This window comes from Desulfosporosinus youngiae DSM 17734, assembly GCF_000244895.1.
Classification (GTDB): domain Bacteria; phylum Bacillota; class Desulfitobacteriia; order Desulfitobacteriales; family Desulfitobacteriaceae; genus Desulfosporosinus; species Desulfosporosinus youngiae.
Window position 1 is genome coordinate 5,044,839 of sequence record NZ_CM001441.1, and the last position, 11,551, is coordinate 5,056,389.

Annotated in this window: 12 protein-coding genes; 4 read left to right on the forward strand and 8 right to left on the reverse strand. The window is 45.0% G+C overall.

All coding sequences use genetic code 11. The features are described from left to right. Positions 1–18: 18 nt before the first annotated feature. The 6 genes from DESYODRAFT_RS23420 to DESYODRAFT_RS23445 form a co-directional block, all read right to left on the reverse strand. Positions 19–828: a CoA-transferase subunit beta gene (locus DESYODRAFT_RS23420; protein ID WP_007786865.1), complete on the reverse strand. Its 810-nt coding sequence runs from the start codon at positions 826–828 to the stop codon at positions 19–21. Next, positions 828–1,802, reverse strand: coding sequence for a CoA transferase subunit A (locus tag DESYODRAFT_RS23425; RefSeq protein ID WP_007786866.1), 975 nt, complete (start codon positions 1,800–1,802; stop codon positions 828–830). The genes DESYODRAFT_RS23420 and DESYODRAFT_RS23425 overlap by 1 nt, the downstream gene beginning before the upstream one ends. Positions 1,803–1,982: 180 nt before the next feature. Further along, positions 1,983–3,131: an acyl-CoA dehydrogenase family protein gene (locus DESYODRAFT_RS23430; protein WP_007786869.1), complete on the reverse strand. Its 1,149-nt coding sequence runs from the start codon at positions 3,129–3,131 to the stop codon at positions 1,983–1,985. Positions 3,132–3,192: 61 nt separating this feature from the next. After that, positions 3,193–4,551: a thiolase family protein gene (locus tag DESYODRAFT_RS23435; protein WP_007786871.1), complete on the reverse strand. Its 1,359-nt coding sequence runs from the start codon at positions 4,549–4,551 to the stop codon at positions 3,193–3,195. Positions 4,552–5,015: 464 nt separating this feature from the next. Continuing rightward, complete coding sequence (locus tag DESYODRAFT_RS23440; protein WP_007786873.1) at positions 5,016–5,831, reverse strand: methyl-accepting chemotaxis protein; 816 nt, start codon at positions 5,829–5,831, stop codon at positions 5,016–5,018. Between the two features lie 18 nt (positions 5,832–5,849). After that, complete coding sequence (locus DESYODRAFT_RS23445) at positions 5,850–6,338, reverse strand: chemotaxis protein CheW (RefSeq protein ID WP_007786874.1); 489 nt, start codon at positions 6,336–6,338, stop codon at positions 5,850–5,852. Between the two features lie 500 nt (positions 6,339–6,838). Here DESYODRAFT_RS23445 and DESYODRAFT_RS23450 point away from each other — a divergent pair, with 500 nt between their 5' ends. The 4 genes from DESYODRAFT_RS23450 (at position 6,839) to DESYODRAFT_RS23465 (ending at position 10,324) form a co-directional block, all read left to right on the forward strand. Next, positions 6,839–7,486 (forward strand): cytochrome c3 family protein, encoded by a 648-nt coding sequence (locus tag DESYODRAFT_RS23450; protein WP_007786876.1) that lies wholly within the window; start codon positions 6,839–6,841, stop codon positions 7,484–7,486. Between the two features lie 3 nt (positions 7,487–7,489). Then, positions 7,490–8,203: a formate dehydrogenase subunit gamma gene (locus DESYODRAFT_RS23455; RefSeq protein WP_085938782.1), complete on the forward strand. Its 714-nt coding sequence runs from the start codon at positions 7,490–7,492 to the stop codon at positions 8,201–8,203. Positions 8,204–8,435: 232 nt separating this feature from the next. After that, complete coding sequence (locus DESYODRAFT_RS23460; RefSeq protein WP_007786879.1) at positions 8,436–8,981, forward strand: ferritin-like domain-containing protein; 546 nt, start codon at positions 8,436–8,438, stop codon at positions 8,979–8,981. A 194-nt stretch (positions 8,982–9,175) separates the two neighbouring features. Continuing rightward, positions 9,176–10,324 carry a VanW family protein gene (locus tag DESYODRAFT_RS23465; protein WP_007786881.1) on the forward strand — a complete coding sequence of 383 codons (1,149 nt, stop codon included), beginning with the start codon at positions 9,176–9,178 and terminating at the stop codon, positions 10,322–10,324. Between the two features lie 172 nt (positions 10,325–10,496). On the opposite strand, the gene DESYODRAFT_RS23470 is transcribed toward DESYODRAFT_RS23465, so the two are convergent. After that, entirely contained in the window at positions 10,497–10,724 is a 228-nt protein-coding gene (locus tag DESYODRAFT_RS23470; RefSeq protein ID WP_042339059.1) for a hypothetical protein, read from the reverse strand. A gap of 74 nt (positions 10,725–10,798) precedes the next feature. Beyond that, positions 10,799–11,533, reverse strand: coding sequence for a FadR/GntR family transcriptional regulator (locus tag DESYODRAFT_RS23475; protein WP_007786882.1), 735 nt, complete (start codon positions 11,531–11,533; stop codon positions 10,799–10,801). Between the last annotated feature and the right edge of the window lie 18 nt (positions 11,534–11,551).

Consider the following 11,551-nt stretch of genomic DNA (forward strand, 5'->3'; position numbering starts at 1 on the left):
CATTCTTGTCACCGCACACTACTTCATGATAATTCCTTCCGGATCAATAACATTATAGAGCAGATCCAACTCCTCATAGGTAGGAGTCAAAGTTTCACCTTGACACTTTGAAATATTCAGTTTAAAACTGCAGTTTTCCCGGCAATCTTCTGCCGTAAAGCCCGGGTGAACCGTATCAAGATACATTTCCCCGTTTTCATCAAAACGATAGACCCCCATATCGGAAATAACGGCAGCGGGTCCGCCATTGAAAGCTGGTCCGTAGACTTCCTGTTTAGAACGCCATTCTCTGTTCGGACCATAGGGGAATCTCCAGCCGGGTGAGGTTATATAGCTGACCTGTTCCACAAAACGGCGTTTTTGCCCTAATTGCGGCATGATCAAAACACTTCTTTTAGCCAGGGAGTGGATATCGTTGTTGCCGCCGCTGCCAGTGAGTCGTTTACCCGTGGGACCGCCCATAAAAGTGGTGTTTACGTTCCCATAAAGATCAACTTCGGCCCCCCCCAAATAAGCCAGGTCAACAATGCCGGATTGCAGTTGGCCGAACACATCGTTCAGACCATCCGCCACCGCCGCTTGATAACTGCAGCGGGCATCCGCTACGGAAGTCGGCAGGTCGATGGGGCGCCCGTCAATGGAGCCCGCTTCATAAATACAGACAGCCGTGGGAGCTTGGGTTTTCTGAGCAACCATAATCGCCAACATCGGTAAACCCGTTCCGGCGAAGACAACTTCGCCGTCTTTCACTTCCCGGGCAGCGGCACAAGCCAAGAGGTCCATTGGCTTAAATTCACCGGGTTTGGAATGTCCTTTTTTGCTATCCATTATCTTGACCCCCTTTTCATTGTTTTTGAATAGCCTAAAGCAGGATCAGCAACCAGAGTTTGCAAGCGCTCTTTTCCTAATTTATCGAGATACTCCTGGTAGTCTTTAACTCCGTAAATCCATTCATCGGCCCACTGATCGAACCCTTCCTGAGTACGGGTAGATTTGAAGAAATTGGCGATAAATTCCCCGTCTGGTTCATGCACCCCGTACAAGCCTGTGGGATGAGCACCCCAAGGTAACTCGACGATATAATCCACTAAGTAACCACCCAGCATATTGCGAGTCGGATGCTCACGCAGCGAGTCCTCGGAAACAATCTTTTCCGCAATGATAATATTATGCTTAGAAGCCTTAATGACTTCCTGATCACTGAATCTTAAACCCTCGACTCTTACCGTTCCTTCTGTGCCCACCGTTTGCACATGAGTGATACACCAGTCCGGATTAGCCGCCGGAATTAAGATAATCTCGGAATCCGTGAAAGGTTCTTTGTAGGCAATATGCTTATGCTTACCGATATGGGGGTTGGATCCGTCGCGGAGACCGGCTTTACCCAGCATATCGTTATCCGGATTCAGTACATCGCTTCCCATAGCGGAATAAGTCGGCATAAAAGGCAGCCCCTTGGAACCGGCCACAAAGCGATTTAAGACTTGGATATGTGACCAGTCCTCATACAGGATTTCGCCCTTTTCAATCCGGCGGGCCAAGTTACCGCCAAGCTTGCCGTAAAGTTCGTGTCCACACCAGCTGGATTCCCAGATTCCTACGCAGCCGGCACCCACGAGCATATCATCATGGGTTCCGCCATTCACCTCGACAAGATGGAGATTACGTTTTTTCTGCCGAATCAGCTCATAAATCGCTGCCATAGGACGACGCCAAACGGTAAAACCTCCGAATGTCAACATATCGCCATCCTTGATCTGCCCTATCGCTTCCGTGAGACTAACTTTTTTTGGCCTGGCCATTGTACAAACCTCCCTCATTCATAATTAAACACCTTTGCCAATTGGAACATTTGGGTGGCGAAGGGGGGATCTCCCTTCGCCTGAAGTCGGTAATTAAGGGATTGGCTTTTTACAAAAAATCCTCTACTGGAGGCTTTTGTAACCACAGTTTAGATGTTCGGCTAAGACTGAACGGGTTGACTAGAAACGACCAATGACTTCACGACCAATGATCATGCGCTGAATTTGATTCGAACCTTCGTAGATTTGGGTGATTTTAGCATCTCTCATCATACGTTCAACTGGGTATTCCGAGCAGTAACCATATCCGCCCATCAACTGTACGCAATTGGTCGTGACTTCCATGGCAACATCCGTAGCGAAGTACTTGGCCATTGAGGCTTCTTTGTTATGGGGCATTTTGTTATCTTTAAGCCAGGCGGCTCTATAAATCAGCATCTGGGCGGCTTCTATCTTGGTGGCCATCTCTGCGATCATAAACTGAACCCCTTGATTGGCTGCCAAAGGTTTATCGAATTGCTTTCTTTCTTTAATGTAATTAGTGGTATACTCCAAAGCACCTTCCGCAATTCCCAGCCCCTGAGCACCAATTGTGATCCGACCGCCAGCCAGCAGCCCCATCGCAACGGCAAAACCATTGTTTATTTCTCCTAAGACATTTTCTTTGGGAACTTTAACATTTTCAAAATAAAGCTCACAAGTCGGGTCGGCGTGCATACCCATTTTTTCGACAGGTTTGCTGATCGTGAACCCAGGGGTGTCCTTTTCAATGATTAAACAGGTAATCCCTTTCCCTTTAGGCTGAGTCGAATCTGTCTTAACAAAGGTGCAATAGGTAGTTGCGTGTCCGCCGTTGGTAATAAATATTTTGCTGCCGTTCACCAGGAAATGGTCTCCCATATCTTCGGCTTTGCATTTCAGGGCAGCAGCGTCAGATCCGGCGTTTGGCTCGGTCAAGGCATAGGCACCAATAATCTCACCAATGGACAATCTCTTAAGATATTTATCTTTCAAATACTGACTGCCATAAAGGTAAATACTCATGCAGCCTAATCCCGTATGAACACTCGTAACAACAGCTGTCGAGGCACAGGCTTTTGCCAACTCCTCAATGATAATCGCAAAGTCCAGGTAAGTGCCGCCTCCACCGCCCCATTCTTCCGGAACAGGATACCCGGTCAGGCCAAGTTCTCTCATCTTATTCCAGGTATCCACAGGAAACTCATGGCTTTTATCCAGTTTTTCTGCTAAAGGTGCCACTTGATTTTTAGCAAATTTCCTGACCATATCTCTAACCATCAAGGTTTCGTTACTTAATTGAAAATCCAATATACTCACTCCTATTGTTTTTATTGAAAAACGCATATATGATTTCGTGGTCGGTTTTGGGTTAGTCGGCATCGACACGAATAAGCATCGCATCGCCCTGAGCATGGCCGGCACAAATTCCGCAGACACCATAACCGCCGCCACGGCGTTTTAATTCATACGCCAGAGTCATCACAATTCTCGCTCCGCTTGCCCCGATGGGATGACCATAAGCAACAGCGCCGCCATTGACATTGACCCTTTCAAACATCTGCTCTTTAGTCATACCTAGAATGCTGCGAGCACTTACAAGGGCAACAGCTGCAAACGCTTCGTTAATCTCAATGAGCTTGATATCATCCAACGTCAGATTGTTCTGTTCCAGTACTTTCTTAATAGAAAGACCGGGAACTGTCGCAATATCCTTCGTAGGTTGGGATACTTCCGCATAGTCCACAATCGTGAAAAGAGGTTTTATCCCCAGTTCATCTGCCTTAGCACGACTCATAAGTAAACAAACATCACCGCCGTCATTGGTACCGGGTGCATTACCGGCGGTAACACTGCCGGGTTTTCCGGTGACAGCACTAACATGGTCGAATACCGGACCAAGCTTGGCCAGACCTTCCATCGTGGAATTAGCCCTCGGTCCTTCATCCTTTTCCATGACTTCTTTGCCTTTTTTAATAGCTATCGGAAAGATTTCATCATCAAGTTTCCCCGCAGCCATAGCCTCTGAGGCTGCAAGCTGGGAGTGTAGTGCCCATTCATCCTGTTCTTCGCGGCTATAACCGAACTCATCCGCGACTTCAGACCCATGAATGGCCATATGACGATTATAGATAGCATCCCAAAGCCCATCTTTCACCATCAAGTCCTCACAGTTGGCATTGAGGAAACCCATTTTCTTTCCGCGTCTCATATCCGGAAGGGCAAAGGGGATATTGCTCATGCTCTCTTGACCGCCGGCAATCACGATCTCTGCTCTCCCCAAGGCGATCATCTGTGCACCCAGATCAATCGTTTTAACCCCGGAGGAGCAAACCTTATTGACTGTAATGGAAGGTACATGTTCAGGAAGCCCTGCCAGGAGAGTAGCCTGACGGCTCGGCACTTGACCACTGCCGGCTTGTACTACGTGCCCCATGATGACATAGTCGACATCGCCAGGAGCTACTTTCCCTTCCGTTCTGCGAATAACTTCCTTAATAGCTAAAGCTCCTAATTGAGCAGCATCATACTCTACTAACGCGCCAAGAGATTTACCATAGGGAGTTCTGCAGGCCTCTACGCAAACGACCTCCCGTTGTTTAGCGTATGTGTTGCCGATTTTCCTGCCCATGGTTGAGTAATCAGGCTTTCTTTCGCCATAAGCGGCAATCTTGGCACCCTTGTAATAGGTTTTTCTTGTCAGTTCAAGCTTCTGAGTTACTTTAGACATATCTTAGAAATCCTCCTTATTCCTTAAAGTCCTCAAACTATTAGTGCGAGTAAGCCCTTAGTGAGTTATTTGACTTATTCACCTCACCTTAATATCTAGTTACTCTTAATATAAAAGCAAGAATCATGCCAATATTCTTAATATTGGCATGATTAAATATGACGTGGTCTCTAAAGCCTAAGTATAGCCATTGTCTAAGTATTCAAAATTATTTAACATTATGGTATTTCCAGAGTATTTTATCAAGATCAATATGTCTACTAAATAATACACTTATCTATTTTTTACTCGTCCAATGTGACTTATATGAGGAATAGCCCCCGCCTTCATCAATGTCTACATTCGTAGATCTATCTCCAATCGTAGACACAGGGCCATTTAACATACAAAGGCTGATTCACCCCCGCTTAGGAGAATAAATCAGCCTCTTTACCTCGATCCCCATCATTCGAAGAGAATATTAGCTAAAGGTTGCTGGCTAAATCTGACAATGCCTTTGCAGAATCCGAAAGTGATTCAACCGTCGCTCCAATTTCCTCAACGGCTGCCGAAACCTCTTGTGTGTTCCCCCCCACTTTTTCCAACTCCGCGGTCATATTGCCGACAAGCCCTTGAATGCCACCGATAATTTTGCGAATATCCTTTGCGGAAGTAGCACTAGAAATAGCCATCGCCCGAATTTCTGAGGCTACCACGGCGAAGCCTCTTCCTACATCACCAGCCCGGGAAGCTTCAATTGAGGCATTAAGTCCCAGAACCTTTGTATCACTAGCTACAGAATTTATGTATTCGACAACTTCCTCCATTTGCAGTGCTTTTTCATTCACTTCTTGAGCCTGTACTGTGAGGGCTTGACCACCATCTGCAAGGGATTGAGCCGAAGCTGCAATATTTTCAATAGCAGCGGAAACTTGCTCCAAAGAATCTGAAAGTTCCTTGGCCAAGTCTGGTAATTTTTCCAGTGCATATTCTCTCTCGTTTGAACCTGTAGTGGCGATTCCACCGATGATGACACCATTTTCCCGAATTGGATAGGCTACTCCAGTATAAGCTACACCTAAGGATTCCGCCCCAACATGTCTTTGAACCTTTTCACCTGTTTGAAGACATTGATACGACGTAGTCGTGGGGGCTAATATGTCACCGGCTTTAAGAGGGAGAACTATTATTGAACCCATTCTAATATAAATAAATTTCTCAAGATCAAATAAGAAAACGGATGTTTTCCCAAAGTCAGTGTCATAAATCACATCAACTATTTGAATGTAGTCCTCGATCACGGCAATTCCTCCTAACAATTAACTTCCTTGGACCGTCTTTGCTTTATCTATCAATTCAGGGTCAGAAGAGCCCAGCCAGGTTAAAACTTCGTTTGAAAAGAGCTGTTCCACATCTATTACCGGAATGATGTTATCCTCTGTTTTGATGATTTCTTTGATTGTACCTTGATGTACGATATCCGGGATTCTTTCCAGGGAGTTGCCTTCAACTTCCAGAATTTCAACGACATCATCTACCCACAAACCCACTTTTTCTGTCTCTTTATCCGACTCGAAAATCATGATTCTTGGTTCACCTTCATCTGTGGGTTTAATTAAAAACTTTTTTCTTAAATCAATTATGGTGACAACTCCTTCACGAACTTTAGCAATTCCCTGTACAAATTCAGGTGCACCTAAAAGGTCTATGACTTTTACAGGCTTGATAATTTCGCGAACACAACTCATTTCCACAGCATAATCGTTCAACCCCATTTTAAACTGAATAAATTGCTTCATTTCGTCCATTTACATTGCTCCTTTCTTTTAAAATAAATAAGAAATTGTTGTTTAAGTGATTCCTTATCTAACTTCAGAAATGCAATAATCGTACCAATTGTCTAAATATTTCTTCAATTTTAGCCCCGCAGTCTATAGTTGTTTGATAATACGACATTTTACTTTATATAATTTTTAGAAACTACAAATATCTCAATTCGGAAAATCAAGCTATTTGTACACTAATCCAGACACTTTTCTGCTCTCTTTCCCATAAAAGCCCCCTCACACGGGTAAAAATCACCTTCTTCACATATGTACACATTTAGAGACTAGTCTCAAATCGTAGACAAATATCAAACATCACACCAAAAGGAATGGCCAGGCTCCCCGGCTGAAAGCCTGCAGTGTATGCCAGAGGCTTGTTTGGGCATAATAATTTCGGTCACTGAGTATAGCACCCTACTAGTAGAATGGGATGTACTTTGAAGCCAAAAGGCAAAATCTGTTAGTTTAAAGAGGTGTGGCAAATGTACAAACCCGCACAATGGCGGTTTCAGTTTTGGAAGGTATTGAGCATTTTAATGCTATTGCTCTTGTCCGTGGCTATCTTTGCAACTGAAGCAAAAGCTCAGGAAACTTGTCTCCAATGCCATGGTGATGTCGGTCAAAAAATTGAGCGTTCCGAGCACAGCTTTCTAAGCTGCACAAGCTGCCATACAGACATAAAAGGGTATCCACATCCTAAGGGGGCCTCCCTGGACAAAAAAGAGAGCGTTGCAACCTGTTCGAATTGCCACAAAGGTCAGATAGCCGATAGTTATGGATCGAGTTTTCATGGTAAAGCAGTTCACCTTGGCAGCGAAAAGTCAGCAACTTGCGCAGACTGCCACGGTGCTCACGACATTTTGGGATCGGATTACCCCAATTCCAAAGTCGCTAAAGCCAATGTCCCCCAAACCTGCGCCGCCTGTCACGAGCAGGCCTCACCTGGCTTTGCCGAGGGGTCTGAGCATTTCAAGTTTGCACCTTCCGGTCCGGGCGCACCTATGTACTATACCGCCAAGTTTTTTACCTGGCTAACCCTTATCGTGATTACTGCCTTGGTAATCCATATCGAACTGCAACTATACCATAACCTGCGTACAATTCTCAGAGAACGGAAAAGGGGGGAGTAAGCAGTGGCGAAAGAGCAAGTTTTTCAACGTTTTGATCTCCACCAACGTATTCAACATATCATGATGTTTACCAGCTTTATCGTTCTGACAATCACAGGATTACCTATCAAGTTTGAGCAAAGTGGTATATCCCAAAGGGTTGTCTCGTTGTTTGGTGGTTTTGATACCATGTTTGCCGTTCATCTGGCGGCAGCGGCAGTCATGCTGTTAGCTTCCGCTTATCACTTAATCTACCTGGTAATTGATCCCTTAGTAAACAAAAAACTATCTCTGGCAATCTTGCCAAATGGAAAAGACTTTGTTGATGTCGTTCAAGACATACAATATTTATTGGGACTGAGAAAAGATCCCCCCAAATTTGATCGTTATTCCTATAAAGAAAAATTCGACTACTGGGCCGTATTCTGGGGTATGGCCATCATGGGCGGATCCGGCTTAATGATGTGGTTTCCTCAGTTTTTCACCCAGTATATGCCTCGCTGGATCATTGACTCATCCAGATATGCCCACACTGACGAAGCCATCTTAGCCATCAGCGCAATTTTCATTTGGCACTTTTTCAACTCCCACTTCAGCCCTCGGTTCTTTCCAATGAATCACGTTTGGTACAAAGGTACCATCACCCGGGAAGAAATGAAAGAAGATCATCCCTTAGAGTTAGAACGACACGATCGTAAAAACGAAACATACGTCGAGGACACAAACAAAGGAGAATAACCATGACGCAATATTACAAATACAGGAAAAATCTACCACTGACCATATTTCAGATGGTGTTTTACGGAATCGTGCTTCTGCTGGTTCTCTTCTGGGGATTCAAGGTAACTTAATTGTCAGAATCGCTTCCCATTGTGCGGGGGTCAGACCTCCACACAATTCTCCCCACATTTAAATACCTTTTGCTCAATATATAAGTATAAACCCCATTATTTTGAGGGAGGTATTTTAAATGAGCGGAGCCAATTATGAAATTCATAAAAGAGAGGGGTATTCTGATCCCTCTCCCTATCCTGAAATCAAAGTTCAAGGGCCCAACCTTCACTATGCCGAATTGTTAATGGACGATTATGCCGGTATTGTCAGTGAATTTACGGCCATCAATCAATACCTTTATCATTATTTTTTCTTTAAAGATTATGATAAAAAACTAGGAGAACTTCTTGAGAACATCTCCATTTCAGAAATGCTGCATATGGAAATTTTAGCGGAACTCATTAAGAAGCTTGGCGGGAAGCCAGTCATTCGAGGCTCATACAGTACCTCGGGGAACTTTTGGGTAGGCAGTTATATTTATTACGGCAGCAATCTTTGCGAACAGCTGAGAGCTGATATTAACGCTGAATATAAAGCGATAGAAGAATATCAAAAACATATCCATTCTATCGCCGATCCTTATATCAAAGCTATACTCCATCGCATTATTCTGGATGAAAAGGTCCATATTCACCTCTTTAACCAGGCTCTGGCTCAATTCTGTACAGTATTTCCAAAGTAATCTAAAGTTCAAACTATCCCATCTCCTCTGAGGGCAAACCACCTTGCCCTCAGAGGAGATGGGATAGTTTTGCATTTAAACTATGAATTTATCAGTTTTACTGAGGAAAATTTGGGCTATTGAATTTCTAAATGTAATTTTTCTTCCTTCCCGCATATAGTTAAACGTTACTATCCGTGAAGGGAGAGTTTTAAGTGAACGAGGATGCCGGCTCTTCAGAACAATCCAGAACCCTAAATAAGCCGCAACGGCGTAAAATCTTATTAATCATTCTTGGTGCAATATTGACGCTTTTTGGAGTTCTTACCCTTTCACTGGTTCTATATACTTGGGACAGAGGGACGATCGCCAAAGGCGTCGTATTGGAAATTTCCTTAGAACAGCTCTCTATTGAAGAAGCTGAATTCAAACTGGAACAATTGAGCAATAGCATACATAAACGTCCTATTCATCTCGTCTCGGGCGAGAAAAGTTATCAACTAAGCTCGCAGGAACTTGGTCTCACCTATACCTATGATGAACCGCTTCAGAAAGCCTGTCTCATCGGGCGGGAGGGAAACCTCATTGACAAGGCGGTCAGCAAGTATAAAGCAAGCTGGGGAATCACCTTTGAACCTGACTATCATTGGGATGATCCCGCCCTTGTAGAAACTCTGACCAAACATCTCTCAACCTTGAATATTCCTGCAGAGGACGCTCACTTTTCCGTTAACTCAGATAACTACTTAGAAATTGTCCCGGAAAAACCCGGAAAACAAGTAGATATTGAGTCCCTAGCAGAAAGTATAAAGAAGCAGTTTCCCAATGATGTCCAAGAGATCCAGATTCCGTTTAAAGAAATCACGCCAACTCTTACGGAAAAAGACCTTGAGAATGTGAAGCTGAGCGACCTCTTGAGCGACTACACTACCTACTTTGATCCGAATCAGAAAGAACGAACTTTCAACATTATGCTCGCAGCCAAAGCCATCGACGCAACAGTGTTAAAACCGGGAGATGTGTTCTCTTTTAACCGTACTGTAGGCCCCAGAACTGCTCTGGCAGGGTATCAGGAGGCTATGATTATTGAAGGAAATACCTTCGTACCCGGTCTGGGGGGAGGAGTCTGTCAAGTTTCCAGCACCCTTTATAATGCCGTACGATTAGTATCCTCATCTCTAAGTGTAATCGAACGTTGGCGCCATAGCTTACCCGTTACTTATGTCCCATCCGGTCAGGATGCAACCGTGGCCTATCCTACGTTAGATTTTAAGTTTAGAAATGATACCGGAGGCTTTCTACTTATCCGCAGCCTCGTTAAGGGCAATAGCCTGAGCTTTAGTATCTATAAAAGCAATCCATAGGAAAGACTTCTGCTCCCCCAAAAAAATCGCTCCCATGGGGTAGAAATCCTGCCATGGGAGCGCAAAGCTGTTGTGAATTGTCGGAGTAGCCGTCCATGCTGCTGACGTGGCACCAACAGAGGATGAAAGTGGGGGCGCTCTGGTCGGGCAGCTTCGCCACATCCGTGCAAGATTAGTTAATTCGTGCGAAGACAGTGTCTTCGTACCGCAGCATTCCGAGGCTCGCCCACTCGCCGGTGCGGGAGCTACCTTCAGCGGATAAGTATTCTTTAGAGATAGCCGCTTCGGCGAAACTGTCCACCGGACACTTTCGTGCCAAACCTCCGGGTAATACCTGATGTGAACCTGTGGCTCCGTCTCCCCGCACCGTCTTGTGGGTTTTTATCGCCTCTCCATGCAATGGGTTCGCTTCTGTGGACGAAGCTGCCCTGCTTGCGGGTCTAGGGATTCTTCAGATTGTCTTTAGGGTCTTTTTCAGAACAGTTTCCCCTCGTTCGCGGGTCTGAACCCCTCGGTGCCCTCGTTTCTCGAGTCTTCGAGGTGTCTCCTCATTAGAGTTCTTGCTTGTTCTGCGTCATGGGTTGCTATAGCATCGTAGATGGAGATATGCTCCTGGATTGTGCGCAGACCTCCGATATCGTGACTAAAGCGGAGCGGACCGGCTTTCTTGATGAGTTCTACGATATGAACGACGAAGGTTTGCAGCAGGCGGCTCATCATTGAGTTCTGAGAAGCATGAGTCACTAGAAAGTGAAACTGCATATCTGCTTTAGCATAAGCATCCAGATTCTTTAATTGAGATTCCATTTCACAAATGGCCCGGGAGATTTGCTCCAAGTCTTTCTCAGAGGCCCGTAAGGCCGCTAAGCCTGCACACTCGACCTCAAGGGTAATCCGAGTTTCCCAAAGTTCTTCCATGCGCGTGGACTCGGCGGATAGGGCTAAAGCTAAAGGGCTGATGACCTCATTTAATTGAGCATCACGTATGAATGTACCGTCTCCGGGCTTAATTTCAACCCATCCTAAGAACTCCATAGTTCTTAAGGCCTCACGTAAGGTTGTTCTGCTAACCCCCAACTCAACCGCCATCTCTCGTTCACCCATTAATCGATCACCGGGGCAAAGCTTTCCATCGATAATCAAGTTATTAATCTGTTTTAAAACCTCTTGATAGGTTCGATGAGGTTTCGTAATTTTCTCAAACTGCATTGTTTCCTCCCATAAAGT

Coding starts and splice junctions, on each gene's coding strand:
- DESYODRAFT_RS23420 (WP_007786865.1), bottom strand. CDS start 828: ATGGATAGCAAAAAAGGACATTCCAAACCCGGTGAATTTAAGCCAATG.
- DESYODRAFT_RS23425 (WP_007786866.1), bottom strand. CDS start 1,802: ATGGCCAGGCCAAAAAAAGTTAGTCTCACGGAAGCGATAGGGCAGATC.
- DESYODRAFT_RS23435 (WP_007786871.1), bottom strand. CDS start 4,551: ATGTCTAAAGTAACTCAGAAGCTTGAACTGACAAGAAAAACCTATTAC.
- DESYODRAFT_RS23445 (WP_007786874.1), bottom strand. CDS start 6,338: ATGGACGAAATGAAGCAATTTATTCAGTTTAAAATGGGGTTGAACGAT.
- DESYODRAFT_RS23450 (WP_007786876.1), top strand. CDS start 6,839: ATGTACAAACCCGCACAATGGCGGTTTCAGTTTTGGAAGGTATTGAGC.
- DESYODRAFT_RS23460 (WP_007786879.1), top strand. CDS start 8,436: ATGAGCGGAGCCAATTATGAAATTCATAAAAGAGAGGGGTATTCTGAT.
- DESYODRAFT_RS23475 (WP_007786882.1), bottom strand. CDS start 11,533: ATGCAGTTTGAGAAAATTACGAAACCTCATCGAACCTATCAAGAGGTT.